The sequence below is a fragment of the Sulfurimonas lithotrophica genome, from assembly GCF_009258225.1.
GTDB lineage: Bacteria > Campylobacterota > Campylobacteria > Campylobacterales > Sulfurimonadaceae > Sulfurimonas > Sulfurimonas lithotrophica.
Map to the genome: position 1 here is coordinate 38769 of NZ_CP043617.1, position 20096 is coordinate 58864.

Sequence of the window (20096 nt, forward strand, 5' to 3'; positions counted from 1 at the left end):
CATGATAGAGATGCTTTCATACGACTTTATGCAACGTGCTTTTTTAGCAGGAGTCATTATAGCTACACTCGCATCTATAAGCGGTACTTTTGTTGTACTTAGACGCTATTCTATGATAAGTGAAACGCTTGCGCATTCTGCTTTAGTAGGAGTTGCTGTTGGTTTGGTAGCTGGATATAATCCACTATGGATAGCTGTACTTGTAGCACTTTTTTCGGCATGGCTTATAGAATATCTGCGTTCAAACTTTGCAATATACTCAGATGCGGTACTTGCTATTATGCTCTCTGGTTCACTTGCTTTAGCAGTAATTATTGTATCTCTTGGCGGTTCTTTTAACAACTCGCTAATGTCATATCTATTTGGCTCAATATTATCTGTTAGTTATGAGGATGTTATAACAATCTTTGTATTTGGTTTTATTGCTTTGGGTATTTTACTTACGTTTTCTAAAGAGTTTTATTTTATAGCATATGATGAAGAGATTGCTAAAGTTAGCGGTATAAAAGTTAAACTACTTAATTTTTTACTCGTTAGTGTTGTTGCTATTATTATTGCTTTATCTATAAGAATAGTCGGAACACTCTTAATTGGTGCACTTATGGTTATCCCTACAGTTTCGGCTTTACAGTATAAATTTGGCTTTTTTAAAACAACTATGTTAGCATTGGGTTTTGCCCTACTAAGTGTAATTTCGGGAATGGTTCTATCATATCACTTTTCACTTCCAAGCGGTGCTACCATAGTTTTATCTGTTTTGATAATCTTTATACTTTCTCTAATAATAAATAAGAAATGATGAAAATATCTCAAGAATTTTCAAAATATGCTAAGTCATATGGTACATACAATATTATTCAAAATAAAGTTATAAAGCATCTACTCTCAAAACTTCCAAGAGATAAAAAGATGCCTTTAAATATTTTAGACTTAGGTTGCGGTAGTGGAAGTTTGTGTAAAAAAATAAACTGGAAATATAAACATTTCATAGGTGTTGATTTTGCTTCGGGTATGTTGGAACTGCATCCAAAATCAAAAAAAATAGAGTGCATCTATGGTAATTTTAACGATGATACTCTTTTTGAAAACCTTATTACATATAACTATGATTTTGTTTTTTCGGCTTCTGCTTTGCAATGGGCAGAAGATTTGGATAAGGTATTTAAAAATATAAAAACACTGGATGCACCGGTTGGGCTTGCCATTTTTACGGCAGGGACTTTTAAAACTTTAAATAAAACAGCGGGATTAAAATCAATCTTAAGAGATGCGCAAGAGGTAAACAAACTACAAAAAAAGTATTTTGATGCAGACTTTGAAGTTATAAACTATAAGTTAGAGTTTGAAAATACAAGAGAGATGTTCAGGTACATAAAAAAAAGCGGAGTCAGTGCATCTAGAAAAGTTTTAAATTATAAACAAACAAAAAATCTGGTTAATAACTACCCTCTTAATTATTTAGAATTTGAAGTAGTATTTATATCATCTAAAGGTATTTAATGAATTTTTATGCAGTAATTATCGGTACGGAGATTTTAAATAGCAGACGTGAGGATAAGCATTTTGATTTTTTAAAAAAAGAACTCGCTAAATATGGACACGAACTCTTTGCTTCTTTTATCATTAAAGACGATAAAACACTTATAAAAAATACCTACGAGATGATAAAAAAAGATGAAAATGCTATTTTGTTTTCTTTTGGAGGTATAGGCTCGACTCCTGATGATTTAACACGTGAGATAGCTGCTGAGATTTTTACATCTAAACCCTTACAAACAAATGAAAAGTTTAAACAAGATATTTTGGATAGGTTTGGAGCTGAAGCGTATCCTCATAGAATCCATATGGCAGATATACCTGTTGGTTCAGAACTTATTTTTAACCCTGTAAATAATATGTCTGCGTTTTCTTTAGAAAACAGATTTTTCTTTGTCCCGGGTTTTCCATCTATGGCTCACCCAATGCTTGAGAGTGTTATAGCTAAAAATTTTAGTGTATCTAAGAAAAAATACCGCTATACGCTTTTAGCAAAAACAAGTGAAAATACTTTAATAACTTTAATGAATCAAGTGCCTGATGAGGTGGAGTTATCTTCTTTGCCAATGTTTAAAAATAATAAAGCATCGGTAGAGTTATCATTAAGCGGTTATGATAAAACTCTTTTAGAGAAGTATTTTGATATGTTTGAAAATGAGTTGTCGTTGAAGAATATTGATTTTAAAAAAGTTTGATTATCTCTTTTTCCAAATCATATAATTCATAACGTATATGTTTAAACTTTTCGCTTTCTTTGAGAGTATGCAGTTTAAAAAGTTCTTCTAAAACTCTTGAGCTTTCTTGTGCACGTTTGAAATTTGCAACAACTATTGCTTTTAAATCTTCTCTTTGTAACTCGTCATCCATACTTGAACGAAGTACATCGTTTATACTGTCACGATGTTTTAGTAATGCATCTATATCTTCAAAAATAGCTAAATGTCTTAAATGTTTAAGTTTTTGTGAAAGTTCTTTGTTGTTATGTAGATATCGTTGTAGATCTTCAACAACCCTTATACCCTCTTTTAGACGGTTAAGGTTTGCATCTATCACCCGATAAATCTCGGGTGATAAATTATTGTTATTCATCACTTCCAAATATTCCAAACAGGTGTAAAAGTGCTGTAAAGATATTTAAAAAGTCTAAATAAAGTGCAATTGCACCGTCAATCGGAGTTTCATAGTTTCCTGCAATAATATTCTGTGTATCAAATACAACCAAAATACTAAACAGTACAACAACTACCGCTGATATACCTATAGCTAAGATTGGACTGCCTAAAAATATATTTACGATTGAAAATGCAAATATAATTAAAACAGCAATCATTAACGGTTTACCAAAACTAGTAAAATCTTTAGTTGTTTTGATAGCATAAAAACTCATAGTACCAAAAATTAAAGATGTCATAGCAAAAGCATTACCGATTACAACGCCACCACCATTCATACCCAAAGTATGAGCAAGTAGTGGACCCAACATTAAACCTGTCATAAATACAAAACCAAACATAACCGCTAAGTTAATACCTGGCTTGTGTTTTACGGCAAATAAACCAAACAATAAAGCGATTTCCAAAATCATAAGCGGAATAAACCATGAAGCGATAGTTCCGGCTATTGGTACTCCAACATATGCACCGACTGCACCAGCCATCATAGATGCTGCAAAAAGTTTATATGTTTCTTTTACGAATGTTATGATTTGAGAGTCACTTCTTGATGCGCTACTGTATTCAAAAGCACTACTGCTTCTTGCATAATCACGATCATATAGTCCCATAAATATATTCCTTTATATAGTTAATTATAAGAATTTTACATATAAAGAGTAAACACAGAGAAACAATATAGTATAAAATACTAATAAATAGTATTGCAATACTACATTATAAATATATAGATCATATAAATAGGATTAGTAAATAACAAATGATAACTAAATAAACATTTTCAAAAGAATTTTAAAATTCTTTTGAAAAACTATTGACATCAAAGAATTGTTAGCATATAATTCTGCTCCACAAACGCAAGAGACGTTTGAGATCATTGAAAACTAAGTAAGTGAACTAACTAACAACTAATAAAGAAATTAGTTAACGGTTTTAAAAAGTTTACTTTATAAAACACAATAACAACAACCGTCTATTCTATAAATACCCGGTATTTATAGCAATAGATACTTTACGTGTATATATTATATATAGTATATACATAAAACAAAGCCAAAGATTTTGATCTTGGGCTATGGAATCAAGCATTCAATTATGGAGAGTTTGATCCTGGCTCAGAGTGAACGCTGGCGGCGTGCTTAACACATGCAAGTCGAACGGTAACAGGAGGAGCTTGCTCCTTGCTGACGAGTGGCGCACGGGTGAGTAATATATAGTTAATGTGCCCCAAAGACTAGGATAGCCACTGGAAACGGTGATTAATACTGGATAAGCCTCTAAATCAAAAGATTGCGAGGAAAATGTTTTTTCGCTTTGGGATCAGACTATATCCTATCAGCTAGTTGGTGAGGTAAGAGCTCACCAAGGCAATGACGGGTAGCGGGTTTGAGAGGATGATCCGCCACACTGGTACTGAGACACGGACCAGACTCCTACGGGAGGCAGCAGTGAGGAATATTGCACAATGGAGGAAACTCTGATGCAGCAACGCCGCGTGGAGGATGACGCATTTCGGTGTGTAAACTCCTTTTATATGTCAAGAAAATGACGGTAGCATATGAATAAGCACCGGCTAACTCCGTGCCAGCAGCCGCGGTAATACGGAGGGTGCAAGCGTTACTCGGAATCACTGGGCGTAAAGGACGCGTAGGCGGGTTGTCAAGTCTGATGTGAAATCCTATGGCTTAACCATAGAACTGCATTGGAAACTGGCAACCTAGAGTATGGGAGGGGCAGATGGAATTAGTGGTGTAGGGGTAAAATCCGTAGATATCACTAGGAATACCTAAAGCGAAGGCGATCTGCTGGAACATAACTGACGCTAAGGCGTGAAAGCGTGGGGAGCAAACGGGATTAGATACCCCGGTAGTCCACGCCCTAAACGATGAACACTAGTCGTCGGGATGCTTGTCATCTCGGTGATGCACTTAACAGATTAAGTGTTCCGCCTGGGGAGTACGGTCGCAAGATTAAAACTCAAAGGAATAGACGGGGACCCGCACAAGTGGTGGAGCATGTGGTTTAATTCGACGATACGCGAAGAACCTTACCTGGCCTTGACATTGATAGAATACTGTAGAGATACGGTAGTGCCCTTCGGGGAACTAGAAAACAGGTGCTGCACGGCTGTCGTCAGCTCGTGTCGTGAGATGTTGGGTTAAGTCCCGCAACGAGCGCAACCCTCGTCCTTAGTTGCCAGCAGTTCGGCTGGGCACTCTAAGGAGACTGCCTTCGTAAGGAGGAGGAAGGTGAGGACGACGTCAAGTCATCATGGCCCTTACGGCCAGGGCTACACACGTGCTACAATGGGGCGTACAGAGAGTTGCGATACCGCGAGGTGGAGCTAATCTCTTAAAGCGTCTCTCAGTTCGGATTGTTCTCTGCAACTCGAGAGCATGAAGCTGGAATCACTAGTAATCGTAGATCAGCAATGCTACGGTGAATACGTTCCCGGGTCTTGTACTCACCGCCCGTCACACCATGGGAGTTGATTTCACCCGAAATCGGAATGCCAAACTGGCTACCGCTTACGGTGGAATTAGCGACTGGGGTGAAGTCGTAACAAGGTAACCGTAGGAGAACCTGCGGTTGGATCACCTCCTTTCTAGAGTAAGAGCAACTATTCGTTTAGTTGGCTCAGAAAAGTTCTCACGAACTAATTAGTTGTTAGGATGTTGCTTACTTAGTTTTCAGTGATCTGTGATCATTGAAAGATATAGATGTTTATCTTATAGGGATTTTTGCTTTAATCGAGGTGGGTTCTTGAACGAATGAGGAGTATAGTTAGACTATATGACGAATGAGAGAAAGGTTCCAACGAAGAAAAAAGAAAAAAGCACATAAGAAAGAGGGCCTATAGCTCAGCTGGTTAGAGTGCACCCCTGATAAGGGTGAGGTCCCAGGTTCAAGTCCTGGTAGGCCCACCATTTTTGGAAATTTGCACTTGATAAGCTTGCTCACATACTTAAAGTATGCTTCGCAATCTTCTCAAGCACAACTTCCACAAAAATACTAAAGATTAAAAAGTTTAATCCAAGTCTTAAATATTAAGATTTAGATTAGACTTTTATGTTTAAAGTCTTGTTCATTTAAAATACAATTGTTAAAGTCAACAACTATAGTTAAAGAAACTAGTTATAGATAAATTATTAGATATAACAATAGGTCAATTTAATTATAACAACTAAATAACTACAATAATAAGATTACTGACTTGTTTGAGGTATTAAAGTACATTAAACAAGGTAGTGAAGCGAATTAGAATAAAGATATTAAGGGCCATAGGTGGATGCCTTGGCTAGTAGAGGCGATGAAAGACGTACTAGGCTGCGATAAGCCTCGGGGAGCTGCCAAGAAGCTTTGATCCGGGGATTTCTGAATGGGACAACCCAGCACGGTGCGAATCGTGTTACCATCTTCGGATGGGGCGAACTCAGGGAAGTGAAACATCTCAGTACCTGAAGGAAGAGAAATCAATTGAGATTCTGGGAGTAGCGGCGAGCGAAACTGGAGTAGGGCAGTTAGTAATAGCATATTTGTTAGGTGAAGGATCTGGAAAGTTCCAACATAGAGGGTGATATTCCCGTAACCGAAAGCATTTATGTGGTACTAGGCTAACGAACGAGTAGGACGGAACACGTGATATTTTGTCTGAATATGGGGGGACCACCCTCCAACCCTAAATACTACTACTAGACCGATAGCGAACAAGTACCGTGAGGGAAAGGTGAAAAGGACTGCGGTGAGCAGAGTGAAATAGAACCTGAAACCTATGGCTTACAATCATTTGGAGCACTATTATATATAAGTGTGACAGACTGCCTTTTGCATAATGAGCCTGCGAGTTGTGGTATCTGGCAAGGTTAAGCGAACGCGAAGCCGTAGCGAAAGCGAGTCTTAATAGGGCGACATAGTCAGATGCTGCAGACCCGAAACTGAGTGATCTATCCATGAGCAGGTTGAAGCTGGTGTAAGAGCCAGTGGAGGACCGAACCCGTAGGCGTTGAAAAGTCTTGGGATGACTTGTGGATGGGGGTGAAAGGCCAATCAAACTCAGTGATAGCTGGTTCTCTCCGAAATATATTTAGGTATAGCGTCATGTTAGAACCCTGTAGGGGTAGAGCACTGAACAGGCTAGGGCTGCTTACCGCGGTACCAAACCTTATCAAACTCCGAATACTACAGGGGAATCCATGGCAGTCAGGCGTAGGGTGATAAAATCCTATGTCGAGAGGGGAACAACCCAGACTAACAGCTAAGGTCCCAAAGTTTTATCTAAGTGGAAAAGGATGTGGAGTTGCTGTGACAACCAGGAGGTTGGCTTAGAAGCAGCCATCCTTTAAAGAAAGCGTAACAGCTCACTGGTCTAGCGATTCTGCGCCGAAAATATAACGGGGCTAAGATAAACACCGAAGCTTTAGATTTACACATTAGTGTAAGTGGTAGGAGAGCGTTCCATTCAGCATCGAAGGTATACCGGTAAGGAGTACTGGAGCGGATGGAAGTGAGCATGCAGGCATGAGTAGCGAGAAAAGAAGTGAGAATCTTCTTCGCCGAAAACCCAAGGTTTCCTACGCGATGCTCGTCATCGTAGGGTTAGTCGGGACCTAAGTCGAGTCCGAAAGGGGTAGACGATGGCAAATCGGTTAATATTCCGATACCGACATTACATCATTTGAGTGATGGGGGGACGCATAGAGTTAAACGAGGTCACTGATGGAAATGTGGCTCGAAGGGTGTAGGATGTTAAGTAGGCAAATCCGCTTAACGTGTATCCGAGACCTGACAGGCAGAACAATCTCTTCGGAGAGCGTTTTGAATCGTTGATACTGTCGTGCCGAGAAAAGCCTCTAAACGAGATGTAATGTTGCCCGTACCGTAAACCGACACAGGTGGGTGAGATGAGTATTCTAAGGCGCGTGGATGAATTATTGTTAAGGAACTCTGCAAAATAGCACCGTATCTTCGGTATAAGGTGTACCCTAATTGTTAGAAGACTTGCTCTTCAAAGCAACTACGGGTGGCAGCAAAGAGTCCCTCCCGACTGTTTACCAAAAACACAGCACTCTGCTAACTCGTAAGAGGATGTATAGGGTGTGACGCCTGCCCGGTGCTTGAATGTTAAAAGGATTGCTTAGCTTTGCGAAGGCATGAATTGAAGCACAAGTAAACGGCGGCCGTAACTATAACGGTCCTAAGGTAGCGAAATTCCTTGTCGGTTAAATACCGACCTGCATGAATGGCGTAACGAGATGGGAGCTGTCTCAACAATAAATCCAGTGAAATTGTAGTGGAGGTGAAAATTCCTCCTACCCGCGGAAAGACGGAAAGACCCCGTGCACCTTTACTATAGCTTGACACTGCTATTGGGATATTCATGTGCAGGATAGGTGGGAGCCTTTGATTATATGACGCCAGTTGTATATGAGGCATCCTTGAGATACCACCCCTGAATATTCTGATAGCTAACTCGCTGCAGTCTATCCTGCAGGAGGACAATGTCTGGTGGGTAGTTTGACTGGGGCGGTCGCCTCCTAAAAAGTAACGGAGGCTTACAAAGGTTAGTTCAGAAGGGTTGGAAATCCTTCGTAGAGTATAATGGCATAAACTAGCCTGACTGTGAGAGAGACAACTCGAGCAGAGACGAAAGTCGGTCATAGTGATCCGGTGGTTCTGTGTGGAAGGGCCATCGCTCAAAGGATAAAAGGTACGCCGGGGATAACAGGCTGATCTCCCCCAAGAGCTCACATCGACGGGGAGGTTTGGCACCTCGATGTCGGCTCATCGCATCCTGGGGCTGGAGCAGGTCCCAAGGGTATGGCTGTTCGCCATTTAAAGCGGTACGCGAGCTGGGTTCAGAACGTCGTGAGACAGTTCGGTCCCTATCTTCCGTGGGCGTAGGAACGTTGAGGAGATTTGACCCTAGTACGAGAGGACCGGGTTGAACGTACCACTGGTGCACCAGTTGTCCTGCCAAGGGCATAGCTGGGTAGCTACGTACGGATGTGATAACCGCTGAAAGCATCTAAGCGGGAAGCCAACTCCAAGATGAACGTTCCCTGAAGTACGCTTGAAGACTACAAGCTTGATAGGCTGGGTGTGTACGCACGGTAACGTGTTTAGCTGACCAGTACTAATAGTACGATCGTCTTTTTTTTAAGCTTCACTACCTTGTTTAGTGTATTAAGTTGCTGTTGACTTTAACAATTCTATACAAACAACTTATACAATCAAATATAAGTACATACTACGATGTATTTATACTTGATTGTCTAGGTGGCAATAGAGAGAGGGAAACGCCTGGCCCCATTCCGAACCCAGAAGCTAAGCCTCTCATCGCTGATAATACTTGTCCTTTCAGGATTGGAAATGTAGGTCGCCGCCTAGTTGATCAGTTTCTTACTTTTAACAACAATCAATTACAAATTATCAATACAAAAAATCTGAGTAAATCATGTTACTATAATACCCATCTTGATTATTTTATAATAAATCTTTATATTTTTATATTAGCATTAGAATATATAATAAATATATTTTTACTTATTATACATCACTAATTTGTGATGTATATATGCTTTATTTATTTTTTTGATATATCTATATTATATATGTAAATTTTTAGCTATAAAGTATAATAAAATATAATTTTACTTTAAGTTTTAATTTTAATCTACTCCTTTATAATCAATTTAGTAAAAAAAGGAGATGGAATGAATAAAACTTTACAGTTGTTACTTCGTGCTTTACTGTTACTGTGTGCCACATCATTATTTGCAACAAATGGTTCGGTATTAATAGGTATTGGAGCTAAATCACGTGCTATGGGTGGTAGTGGTATCGGTGTTAGTCATGGAGCAGATTCAGCATTGATTAATCCCTCTTTAATAAGCTCGATAAAGAACAAACACGAAATTTCGTTTGGCGGAACTTTATTTATGCCTGACGTATCAAATAGCATGGGCCAAGCTGGATTCAATAATACCGATAAAAAAAGTTCAGCCGATAAAAGCGTAATTCCATCTGTGTCTTTAGCTACAAAAGTTAATGATAGTTTTGCTTGGGGTGTAGGTATGTGGGGTACTGCGGGTATGGGTGTTGATTATCGAGATAGTATCAATAATTTTAACATGGTTACAAATCTTCAGTTAATGCAGTTTGGCGTACCTTTAGCTTATTCTGTAAATAATTTTAGCATAGGTATTACCCCGATTATACAATATGGCTCACTTGATATTAGTTATAGCGGTACTTTAGATGTAAGCATACCTTATGGTGCCGGTGCTACTGCGGATGTAAGTCATGATACTGGAGTTTCACAAGATCTGTCTATGGGGTACAATATAGGTTTATCTTATGTAATATCAGACGTAACTTTAGGGCTCTCTTATAAATCTAAAATCGATATGGAATACGATGGCCAAATATCAGGTGCTACTGCCGATTTTGCAGCATTTGGATTATTTGGAGGAAGTGTGTTAAAAAACACCCTTTCAACTCCTGCCGAAATAGGTTTTGGAGCTAGTTATAAAATGAAAGCCCATACTATAGCATTAGATATAAAACAGATACAATGGTCAGATGCTAAAGGCTATAAAGATTTTAAATGGGAAAATCAAAACGTACTGATTTTGGGTTATGAGTATAGAACAAGTTTATGGGCTCTAAGGCTGGGATATAATTACGGTGAAAACCCTATTAAAGAACAGGCTACAAATACGGCAGATGCTACGGCTTCAGCTATCAATATGTTTAATTTACTAGGTTTTCCTGCTATAGTTGAATCACACTACACGTTTGGCGGGTCTTATATATTTGATAAAACAACGTCTTTAGACTTAGCTTATACATATGCACCTGAAGTAACAAAAACATATTCAACTTCGCAGTTTGCCGGTTTTGGTCCTACAAATCCAACACAAATAGAAACTAAACACTCTCAAACTAGTTTCTCAATAGGTCTAAATTATTCTTTTTAAAGAGAATAAATAATCCCTCTATATAGATAGTGTCGCATATTGCGACACTTTTTTGACAATATATATTAAATTATATACAGAACATAAAATTGACTTGCAATTATAATAATTTATGATAAAATAGAATCCTTTTATATGTGATTATTTTGTGATAACTATCACAAATAATAATATTAAGGTCACATTATGATAAAAGATTTCTAAGCAAAAATAAATTGACTAAGGAAAACAATGATTAAAAATATACTTGCAGTAATTGGTGCAGTAATGCTAGTAGTGGCTCTAGGTGTTACGGTTCAGTTTGGTACAAAAGTTTCAAAATTAGACAATGGTGCATTGCCAGCGTATATGACAATGTTTGATAATGTATTAGCAAAAGGTGACCCGGCTCGTGCAATGATGAATGAGTATAAGGTTGCTGAGGATGTTGAAAATGAAGATGCCGTTGATGCTATTAAAGCTATAACGGAAGAACTTAACATGCGAGTGACAGGTGACATTAAAATGTACACAAAAGAGGACGCAGCAGCAAATGAAGTTAAACATGCAAGAATTATCTCTGTATGTAGTTTAGAGATAGCAAAAGTATTTTTAAATTATTCTCGTTATTACGGTGGTTTCATGCCATGTAGAATTATGCTTGTTGAGTATGGAAACGGGGATAGATTTTTAGTGACTATGGATTTGAACTTAGCAATTCACGGTGGACATGATTTACCGGCTGATATGTTGGAAAAAGCGCTGTTTGTTCAAAAAGCTATGAAAGATATTCCATCTCGTGCAGCTAAAGGTGAGTTTTAATTAATTTAGAAAATTAAGTGATGGTTTTCTAAACCATCACTGCTTCTCTATCACCTTCAACAATCTCACCGATAAGGTAAGAACCTTCAGCATTTGATAATACAAAATCAACATCTTTTTCTTCAACTACAAGTATCATACCGACACCCATATTAAAAGCTCTGTACATCTCATCTTCATCAACGTGTTTTGAAATTAGATCAAAAATAGGAAGTGTTTTAATAGAGTCTTTTTTAACTTCTGCACGTAAGTTCTCAGGTAGTACACGTGGTAGATTTTCAACTATACCCCCACCTGTGATATGAGCCATAGCTACTATTTTGTCTTTTAGTGCTTTAAAAGTTTTAACATAAATATTTGTAGGAGTTAAAAGTGTTTCGATTAAAGGTTTACCGTTAAAGTCATCATTAAAATCTAAATTCATTTTTTCAAATAATACTTTTCTAGCAAGTGAGAATCCGTTTGAATGTAGTCCTGAGCTTGGTAATGCAATAAGTTTATGCCCTGCTTTTACCAAAGATACCCTGTCCATTTCAGACTTTTCAGCTACACCGACGGCAAAACCTGCTAAATCATAATCATCTTCTGAGTACATCCCTGGCATCTCAGCAGTCTCGCCTCCGATAAGTGCACATTCACTTCTTATACAACCCTCTGCAATACCTGCTACAACGTTTGTAGCAACATCTACATCAAGTTTACCCGTAGCATAATAATCAAGAAAAAAGCTAGGTGTACCGAAGTTACAAATCAAGTCATTAACACACATAGCCACCAAGTCTATACCTACAGTATTATGAATACCGCTGTCTATAGCAAGTTTTAATTTAGTTCCGACACCATCAGTCGCAGCAAGCATTACCGGTTCATTAAAACCTTTTGGTAATTCAAATGCACCTGCAAATGAACCTATCCCACCCATAACACCAGGAACTTTAGTTGACTTTACAAGAGGTTTAATATTTTCAACAAAACTGTTACCAGCATCTATATCTACACCTGCATCTTTATAAGATATTTGACTCATCTAGTCTCCAATTATTCTGGCATATCGCATTTTTTAGAAAAAATACAAAGAGGACAAAAGTTTGCTATGCCGGCAATTAAAGGGATAAATCCTAAAAAGAACCATCCTGCGCCATCAAATGCACCGTATTGTACAATACCGATAGCTATTAATATTAATCCGATAGTTATACGAAAAACTCTACAAAATTTTCTGATTTTGTTGTAATCCATTACATACCTTTATGTTTTTATAAATATAACGCAATTATATCAAATTATTAAGAAAAATTAATCCAAAAGTGGTTAAAATCGCGGTAATTGAAAAGGATATATAACATGAAAGAGTTTATTTATAACGAAATGATGGTTCATGTACCATTGTGTACACACAAAGAACCAAAAAATATTTTAATAATAAGCAATAACGCATCAAACTTAGAAAATGAAGTCAAAAAGCATATAGACATTAGCTCAAATTCAATAGCTTGTTCTCTTGATGAAGTAAGTAAACTTGAAGATAATAAATATGATGTAGTTGTATCGGAAATGGAAGGGGACTCTTTATTTATTTCACAAATAAACCGTGTGCTTAACGATGACGGTGTTTTAGTAATCAAGCATCCAAATCTTGATAAAATTGAAGAAAACAAGTCACTTATTACAAATTTAGGTAACTATTTTAAAATTATTATGCCATATAATATAGGGGAAGGTTCAACTGCCCTGCTTTGTTCAAAAACATATCATCCAACTGCCGATATAATACTACAACGCAGTGATATGTTGGATAACCTAGAGTATTATAACTGTGATATTCATCCTGCTGCATTTGCAATGGGTAATAATGTGAGAAAGACTTACTTAGGAATTATCAAAAACTAATGGCATTTAAATACGCTATCGCATTGACTGGAGGGATTGCTACTGGTAAGAGCACGGTAGCTTCCCTGCTAGCTTTAAATGGGATGCGTGTGATAGACGCCGACACTATTTCACATGAGATTTTAGATGCTTCATCTGCTTGGGTTGAAGATAATTTTGGCAAAGAGTATGTAAATGGGAAAAAAGTCAATCGTACAAAGCTTGGTTCATTGGTTTTCTCAGATGCAGCCGCAAAGAAAAAATTAGAAGATTATCTTCATCCTAAAATTCGTGAGGAGATAGCAAAGAGAAGTGAAAAACAAGATAAGTTTAATTTCCCTTACTTAATAGATATCCCGCTTTTTTTTGAAAATAATTCTTATGATATTAAAGATTCTGTAGTAGTATATACACCAGCCGATATACAGTTAGATAGGTTTATGAAAAGAAACGGTTATTCAAAAGAGGAATCTATAAAAAGAATAGCCTCTCAGATGCCCATAGATGAGAAAAAATCACGTGCTACATGGGTTATTGACAACTCAAAAGACTTAAAGCATCTACAAAAAGAGGTAGAGATTTTTGTTGAAAAGATAAAGGAGAAATACTTATGATGGTCTCAAAATACAGTGCAAGTGGAAATGATTTTGTAATTTTCCATTCAGAAGAAAAGCTAGATAGAACGGAGCTAGCAAAAATATTATGTCACCGTCAAGAAGGTATAGGTGCTGATGGTTTGGTTGTATTGATTCCCCATGAAAAATATGATTTTCAAGGAAATCAATCAAAGATTGATTTTGAGTGGCAGTTTTATAATTCAGACGGAAGCCATGCCGATATGTGTGGAAATGCATCACGTGCAGCAGCACATTACGCATTTAAACACGATTTAGCCTCTAAAAACATGAGTTTTTTAACAGGTGCAGGTGTTATAAGTGCAACTATTGAAAGCTCAGACGATAAAAAAGGGATGGTTTTAAGTGAGCTGACACCACCTGAAATATTAGATACAGAGATAGAGTTTAACGGTAATTCTTGGTGGCTTATAAATACAGGAGTACCGCATCTTGTAAGATATATGGATAATATAGAAGAATTTGATATAGAAGAAGCAAGAGAGTTAAGATATAAATATAATGCAAATGTTAATATAGTTCAAGTAGTAGATGGAAATTTAAAAGTTCGTACCTATGAGCGTGGTGTTGAAGATGAGACACTTGCTTGTGGAACCGGTATGGCTGCTTGTTTTTACAGAGCTTTTAAAGAGGGTAAAGTTAGTGATAGCATAGAAGTATATCCAATAAGTGGTGAGACTTTATATCTTGGCTATAACGGCGAGACAATCACTTTTAAAGGTAAAGTGAAAAATACTTTTAATACTGACTGGACCAATTAAAGTCCAGCAGCTTCAACAATTTTAGCTTGAGTATCAGCAATTAGCGGCTCGATAATTTCATCAAATAAACCGCCACTCATTATCTCATTTAATCTGTAAAGTGTTAAGTTGATTCTGTGATCACTTATACGGTTTTGCGGGTAGTTGTAAGTGCGAATACGCCCACTTCTATCTCCAGTTCCTACTTGTGCCGCACGCTCAGCCGCATTTTCAGACTGTTGCGCTTGCATCTCTAACTCATAAAGACGAGACTTTAGTACTTTCATAGCCTTGTCTTTATTTTTGTGTTGAGATTTCTGATCTTGGTTCGTTACAACAATTCCTGTCGGTAAGTGAGTAATACGAACAGCTGAATCGGTTGTATTTACAGATTGACCACCACAACCGGATGAACGCATAACGTCTATTTTTAAATCATTTTCATTGATTTGAATCTCAACATCATCGACTTCAGGCATTACAGCTACTGTTATCGCAGATGTGTGAACACGACCTTGGGATTCTGTAGCAGGTACACGTTGAACCCGGTGAGTACCACCTTCGTATTTAAGTCTAGAGTAAACTTGCTCACCTTTTATAAGTGCCGTTACCTCTTTGAATCCACCGGCTTCGGAAGGGGAAGTTGAGATAAGCTCAATCTTCCAACCTCTAACATCGGCATAACGCGTATATGCTTCAAACAGATCACCAACAAAAAGTGCAGCTTCATCACCGCCTGTTCCGGCACGAAGCTCAACAATTATGTTTCTATCATCATTTGGATCTTTTGGAAGTAAAAGAAGTTTAATTTCTTCTTCTATTAGCGGTAGTTGAGGTTCAAGTTCTTTAAGTTCTTCTTTTGCCATCTCACCCATTTCAGCATCGCTTAACATCTCTTTTGCTTCGGCAATTTCTTCTAGTATAGATTTATACTCTTTTGCTTTTTCAACTATTGGTAAAAGTGAAGATTGTTCTTTTGAAAGCTCTGTCATCTTTTTGATGTCAGAAGTGATATCAGGTGAACTTAGCAAATCGCTAAGCTCATTATAGCGGTTGATAAACGGTGTAAGTTTATCTGATAACATATTTGTTACCTAATTATATAGCGTTAACGGCTTTGTTAAGACGACTAACTTTTCTTGAAGCTGTTTCTCTTTTAAGAACACCTTTGCTTACAAATTTATGAATTTGTTTGTTTGCTACTTTGAAAGCTACTGTAGCTTCCTCTTTATTACCGGCTTCAACAGCAGTGTTTACCGCTTTTACGATGTTTTTAAGACGAGTTCTGTAAAAACGATTACGCTCTGCTTTAACGATCGTTTGGCGAATTCTCTTAATTGATGACTTATGATTTGCCATTTAATGAGTCCTTGTTTTTGGGTTAATTTATATTACCCAGATAATTTTAGTGCGCAATTTTAGCTTAAATATAATTAAAATTAAGTTAAACAAAAGTCTTATTCCAAAATATTATATAATTATGTTTATTTGTGCTAAAATACGCCAACTTTATAATATATAGATTTTTCTCGCCGAAAGGCGTAGCTTTTCTGAAGAAACGTAAACATTTTGTGAGAGGAATTTTAAAAGAATTACTTCTTTTAAAAGGAGAATATGTGAAATTATTTGGAACTGACGGTGTAAGAGGTGAGGCCGGTACATTTTTAAATGCATCTTTAGCAATGCGCGTAGCGATGGCAGCCGGAATATATTTTAAAAAACATTCAAAAACAAATAAAATCTTAGTAGGTAAAGACACTAGACGTAGTGGTTATATGATTGAAAATGCTATCGTAAGCGGTTTAACTGCAATAGGTTATGATGTTGTAGAGATTGGTCCTATGCCGACACCTGCTATTGCTTATATTACGGAAAATATGCGTTGTGATGCAGGTATTATGATAAGTGCATCCCACAACTCCTTTGAAGATAACGGAATTAAATTTTTTGACTCTCACGGAGACAAACTTTCTTGCGAAGCAGAAGAGGAGATTGAGACTATATATCTTGATGAAGATATTATAACCGAGGCTCAAGCAAAAGGGAAAAATATAGGTAAAGCAAAAAGAATCGATGACGTAATCGGTCGTTATATTGTTGCACTTAAAAACTCTTTTCCAAGAGAACTCTCACTTAGCGGTATGCGTATAGTTTTAGATACTGCAAACGGAGCAGCGTATAAAGTAGGACCTACAGTTTTAGAAGAACTAGGTGCCGATGTAATTGTGCTGCATAATTCTCCTAACGGTTATAATATTAATGAAGACTGTGGAGCACTGCATACAAAAGACTTATGTGAGCATGTACGAATGTTTCGTGCAGACTTAGGTATAGCACTTGATGGAGATGCAGACAGGCTTGTAGTCGTGGATGAAAAAGGTGAGGTTATAGACGGTGATCAGCTTCTTGGAGCTCTTGGAGCATATATAAATGAAAGAGGTCTTCTTAAAGGTGGAGGAGTTGTTGCTACTGTTATGAGTAATCAGGGACTTGAGGATTATCTAAAAAGTTTAGATCTTGAACTTCATAGATCGGCAGTCGGAGATAAAAATGTTTTGGAAATTATGAAGCGTGATGGCATCAACTTCGGAGGTGAACAAAGCGGACATGTAATTATGCACGATTATGCCAAAACAGGTGACGGTTTAGTATCAGCACTCCAAGTATTGGCGCTATTGCTTCATAAAAATGAAAAAGCATCAACGGCACTCCGTCCGTTTGAATTATATCCTCAAAAATTGGTCAATATTAAAGTAAATCACAAAAAACCTTTAAATGAAATTGAAGGTTTAGATATACTTTTAAAAGAATTGGATGATAAACATATACGTCATTTGGTTCGTTATTCAGGAACCGAAAATAAATTAAGACTGCTTTTAGAAGGTCAAAATTCTAAAGAATTGGATTCTGAAATGGATAAGCTTTCTAAATTTTTTAAAAAAGCGTTAAATGGATAAGGTTTATTTAAAACTCGGTGGAATACTTTTTCTCACTATTGCAGGTATATTTATAATCGATCAAAATATAAAAATGCTTTTTGTAGAGGGTTTTCGTTATTACACCGATTGTATAGACTTGATTTTGGTTTATAATAAAGGTGTTGCATTTTCCATGCTTTCTTTTTTGGACGAATGGCTTAAATACATACAGTTGACAATGGTTTTTGGAATATTGGCATATGTTGTATATCTAAAAAAAATATGTTATTCAATACCTGTCGGATTGCTTCTGGGCGGGGCTTTTTCAAATGTATATGATCGCTTTATTCACGGTGGTGTAGTTGATATGGTTTATTGGCATTGTGGTTTTGATTTTGCAGTATTTAACTTTGCCGATGTTGTGATAGATATAGCTGTAGTGTGGCTACTTATACTAAACTTTAAACCTAATTTATGTAAAAATTAGATATTATTGCTCAAAATAATAGTTAAAATAGGACTATAAAAAGATATAAACAAAAGGAAATTGATGGAAATCAAATCAAATAAAATTGATGGTGCGAATGCTGAAATTGAAGCTACAATATTAAAAGAGGTTGTAGATGCCAACTTAGAAAAAATTGCAAAAGAACTTGCTAAAACTGCTAATGTTCAAGGTTTTAGAAAAGGTAAAGTGCCTGTAGCAATCATAAAACAACAATATGGTGAAAAACTTGTTCAAGATGCTGAAGCTGAAGCATTAAGAGCTGTTTTAAACGGTGGATTAGAGCAGATGGAAATTGATAATAGTGCTCTAATAGGAGAACCTACTATTTCTAAATTTGATAAAAGCGACGATAAAATTGAAGTAATGGTAAAAGTTGCTATGCGCCCCGTAATCGAGTTAGGTGATTATGCATCTTTGGCAAAAGACTTTAAAAAGCCCGAAGTAAAAGATAAAGATGTAGATGCACGTTTAAAAGAGATTGCAGAGAGCCAAGCTCCACTTGAAAACATCAAAAGAAACCGTAAAATGAAAGAAGGCGATACAGCTGTAATAGACTTTGAAGGTTTTGTTGACGGTACTGCATTTGAAGGCGGTAAAGCTGAAAACTTTGAGCTTCTTTTAGGTTCAGGTCAGTTTATTCCAGGTTTTGAAGATCAATTAATCGGTGTTAAAAGAGATGAAGAAGTTGAAATCAATGTAAAATTTCCTGATGAATACCAAGCTAAAGATTTAGCCGGTAAAGATGCTATGTTCAAAGTAAAAGTTAACGGCGTTAAAGTAAAAGGTGAAGTTGAACTTGACGATGAATTAGCTAAAAAATTACTTGGTAAAGACGATGCTACGCTTGAATCTTTAAAAGAAGAATTAAAAACTCAAATGGAAAATGAAGAGCTTATCAAACTTTACAACGAAGAACTAAAACCTGCACTTTTAGAGTCTTTAGTAGCTGAGATTAAATTCGACTTACCTGAGTTTGTAGTTGAGCAAGAGATAGATATGGCTCTAAATAAAAAAGCTCAAGGAATGAGTGAAGATGAGATTAAAGAGCTTCGTGAAGATGCAGAAAAATTAAAAGAGCTTCGTGAAACTTTCCGTTCAGATGCACAGGAAAGCGTAAAAGCTACATTTATTATCGATTCTTTAGCACAAGCCGAGAATGTAAAAGTTGAAGAACAAGAAGTTATGCAAACTATTTACTATGAAGCGATGCAAATGGGTCAAGATCCTCAAAAAGCGTATGAGCAGTATAAAGAAGCAGGATATATCCCTGCTATTCAAATGTCAATGGTAGAGGATAAAGTACTTCGTCAAATTTTAGATTCAAAGATAAAAGAGGCATAATATGAGTTATGTACCATACGTTGTTGAACAAACCGGACGTGGTGAGCGTTCATACGATATATATTCTCGTCTTTTGAAAGATAGAATAGTAATGCTTAGCGGTGAAGTAAATGATGCCGTTGCATCTTCAATAGTAGCCCAGTTTCTATTCTTGGAAGCAGAAGATCCTGAAAAAGATATCTACTTTTATATAAATTCACCGGGTGGTGTAGTAACGGCAGGTATGGCTATATATGACACTATGAACTATATTCGTCCTGATGTTTCAACAATATGTATAGGTCAAGCGGCATCTATGGGTGCTTTTTTATTATCAAGCGGTGAAAAGGGTAAAAGATATGCCCTGCCACATGCCAGAGTTATGATACATCAACCACTTGGCGGTGCTCAAGGTCAAGCTACGGATATTGAGATTCAAGCTAATGAGATCTTACGTATGAAAAAAGAGTTAAATTCTATTTTGGCTAAAAACACCGGACAAAGTATTAAAAGAGTTGAAAAAGATACGGACCGTGATAACTTTATGAGTGCTAAAGAGTGTGTAGAGTACGGTATGATAGATAAAGTTTTAACTAAAAACGAGAAAGAGTAGGAATT

Annotated in this window: 18 protein-coding genes, 1 tRNA gene and 3 rRNA genes; 16 read left to right on the plus strand and 6 right to left on the minus strand. The window is 36.9% G+C overall.

All coding sequences use genetic code 11. The features are described 5' to 3' along the window. Position 1 precedes the first annotated feature (1 nt). Genes FJR48_RS00175 through FJR48_RS00185 form a run of 3 tightly spaced genes read left to right on the plus strand, consistent with a single transcriptional unit; the run spans position 2 to position 2231 of the window. The gene (locus FJR48_RS00175; protein WP_152306167.1) at positions 2 to 799 is read left to right on the plus strand and encodes a metal ABC transporter permease; all 798 of its coding nucleotides are present in this window, start codon (positions 2 to 4) and stop codon (positions 797 to 799) included. Then, positions 799 to 1500, plus strand: a complete 702-nt coding sequence (locus FJR48_RS00180) for a methyltransferase domain-containing protein (RefSeq protein WP_152306168.1) — start codon at positions 799 to 801, stop codon at positions 1498 to 1500. The genes FJR48_RS00175 and FJR48_RS00180 overlap by 1 nt, the downstream gene beginning before the upstream one ends. Next, on the plus strand, positions 1500 to 2231 hold the full coding sequence (locus FJR48_RS00185; protein WP_152306169.1) for a competence/damage-inducible protein A: 732 nt from the start codon (positions 1500 to 1502) through the stop codon (positions 2229 to 2231). Before FJR48_RS00180 ends, FJR48_RS00185 begins: the two co-directional genes overlap by 1 nt. On the opposite strand, the gene FJR48_RS00190 is transcribed toward FJR48_RS00185, so the two are convergent. Next, the gene (locus FJR48_RS00190) at positions 2218 to 2625 is read right to left on the minus strand and encodes a thiamine-phosphate pyrophosphorylase (RefSeq protein ID WP_188108585.1); all 408 of its coding nucleotides are present in this window, start codon (positions 2623 to 2625) and stop codon (positions 2218 to 2220) included. The genes FJR48_RS00185 and FJR48_RS00190 overlap by 14 nt on opposite strands. Then, positions 2618 to 3319: a Bax inhibitor-1/YccA family protein gene (locus FJR48_RS00195; protein ID WP_152306170.1), complete on the minus strand. Its 702-nt coding sequence runs from the start codon at positions 3317 to 3319 to the stop codon at positions 2618 to 2620. The genes FJR48_RS00190 and FJR48_RS00195 overlap by 8 nt, the downstream gene beginning before the upstream one ends. Positions 3320 to 3800: 481 nt before the next feature. Here FJR48_RS00195 and FJR48_RS00200 point away from each other — a divergent pair. The 6 genes from FJR48_RS00200 to FJR48_RS00225 all read left to right on the plus strand — a co-directional run bounded on the left by FJR48_RS00200 (position 3801) and on the right by FJR48_RS00225 (position 11488). Beyond that, positions 3801 to 5313 (plus strand): 16S ribosomal RNA (locus FJR48_RS00200). A gap of 245 nt (positions 5314 to 5558) precedes the next feature. Further along, positions 5559 to 5635: transfer RNA gene (locus tag FJR48_RS00205), tRNA-Ile, on the plus strand. A gap of 335 nt (positions 5636 to 5970) precedes the next feature. Next, positions 5971 to 8866: ribosomal RNA gene (locus tag FJR48_RS00210) — 23S ribosomal RNA — on the plus strand. 114 nt (positions 8867 to 8980) lie between these two features. Continuing rightward, positions 8981 to 9096 (plus strand): 5S ribosomal RNA (gene rrf, locus FJR48_RS00215). Together the 16S, 23S and 5S rRNA genes with 1 tRNA gene alongside form the textbook arrangement of a ribosomal RNA operon. A 325-nt stretch (positions 9097 to 9421) precedes the next feature. After that, a complete protein-coding gene (locus tag FJR48_RS00220) occupies positions 9422 to 10687 on the plus strand; it encodes an OmpP1/FadL family transporter (RefSeq protein ID WP_152306171.1) in 1266 nt (421 codons plus the stop codon). A 231-nt stretch (positions 10688 to 10918) separates the two neighbouring features. Continuing rightward, on the plus strand, positions 10919 to 11488 hold the full coding sequence (locus FJR48_RS00225) for a DUF302 domain-containing protein (RefSeq protein ID WP_152306172.1): 570 nt from the start codon (positions 10919 to 10921) through the stop codon (positions 11486 to 11488). A gap of 28 nt (positions 11489 to 11516) precedes the next feature. Here the strand turns inward: FJR48_RS00225 and purM are convergent, their stop codons facing one another. Together purM and FJR48_RS00235 are read right to left on the minus strand one after the other, a co-directional pair. Further along, positions 11517 to 12515 (minus strand): phosphoribosylformylglycinamidine cyclo-ligase, encoded by a 999-nt coding sequence (purM, locus tag FJR48_RS00230; protein ID WP_152306173.1) that lies wholly within the window; start codon positions 12513 to 12515, stop codon positions 11517 to 11519. A gap of 11 nt (positions 12516 to 12526) precedes the next feature. Further along, on the minus strand, positions 12527 to 12727 hold the full coding sequence (locus FJR48_RS00235) for a YgaP-like transmembrane domain (RefSeq protein ID WP_152306174.1): 201 nt from the start codon (positions 12725 to 12727) through the stop codon (positions 12527 to 12529). A 105-nt stretch (positions 12728 to 12832) separates the two neighbouring features. On the opposite strand from FJR48_RS00235, the gene FJR48_RS00240 reads away from it, so the two are divergent. Genes FJR48_RS00240 through dapF form a run of 3 tightly spaced genes read left to right on the plus strand, consistent with a single transcriptional unit; the run spans position 12833 to position 14753 of the window. Further along, positions 12833 to 13378, plus strand: coding sequence for a spermine/spermidine synthase domain-containing protein (locus FJR48_RS00240; RefSeq protein ID WP_152306175.1), 546 nt, complete (start codon positions 12833 to 12835; stop codon positions 13376 to 13378). Further along, on the plus strand, positions 13378 to 13971 hold the full coding sequence (gene coaE / locus FJR48_RS00245; protein WP_152306176.1) for a dephospho-CoA kinase: 594 nt from the start codon (positions 13378 to 13380) through the stop codon (positions 13969 to 13971). Before FJR48_RS00240 ends, coaE begins: the two co-directional genes overlap by 1 nt. Then, a complete protein-coding gene (dapF, locus tag FJR48_RS00250) occupies positions 13968 to 14753 on the plus strand; it encodes a diaminopimelate epimerase (RefSeq protein WP_152306177.1) in 786 nt (261 codons plus the stop codon). Before coaE ends, dapF begins: the two co-directional genes overlap by 4 nt. On the opposite strand, the gene prfA is transcribed toward dapF, so the two are convergent. Next, a complete protein-coding gene (prfA, locus tag FJR48_RS00255; protein ID WP_152306178.1) occupies positions 14750 to 15817 on the minus strand; it encodes a peptide chain release factor 1 in 1068 nt (355 codons plus the stop codon). The two genes, dapF and prfA, sit on opposite strands and share 4 nt — an antisense overlap. Positions 15818 to 15830: 13 nt before the next feature. Next, positions 15831 to 16091, minus strand: a complete 261-nt coding sequence (gene rpsT / locus FJR48_RS00260) for a 30S ribosomal protein S20 (protein WP_152306179.1) — start codon at positions 16089 to 16091, stop codon at positions 15831 to 15833. A 257-nt stretch (positions 16092 to 16348) separates the two neighbouring features. Between rpsT and glmM the strand changes: the two genes are divergently transcribed. The 4 genes from glmM to clpP all read left to right on the plus strand — a co-directional run bounded on the left by glmM (position 16349) and on the right by clpP (position 20091). Next, positions 16349 to 17689, plus strand: coding sequence for a phosphoglucosamine mutase (gene glmM, locus FJR48_RS00265; protein WP_152306180.1), 1341 nt, complete (start codon positions 16349 to 16351; stop codon positions 17687 to 17689). After that, entirely contained in the window at positions 17682 to 18137 is a 456-nt protein-coding gene (lspA, locus tag FJR48_RS00270) for a signal peptidase II (protein ID WP_152306181.1), read from the plus strand. The genes glmM and lspA overlap by 8 nt, the downstream gene beginning before the upstream one ends. Before the next feature lie 63 nt (positions 18138 to 18200). Further along, positions 18201 to 19499, plus strand: a complete 1299-nt coding sequence (tig, locus tag FJR48_RS00275; protein WP_152306182.1) for a trigger factor — start codon at positions 18201 to 18203, stop codon at positions 19497 to 19499. Between the two features lies 1 nt (position 19500). After that, positions 19501 to 20091: an ATP-dependent Clp endopeptidase proteolytic subunit ClpP gene (clpP, locus tag FJR48_RS00280; RefSeq protein ID WP_152306183.1), complete on the plus strand. Its 591-nt coding sequence runs from the start codon at positions 19501 to 19503 to the stop codon at positions 20089 to 20091. The last annotated feature ends 5 nt before the right edge of the window (positions 20092 to 20096 follow it).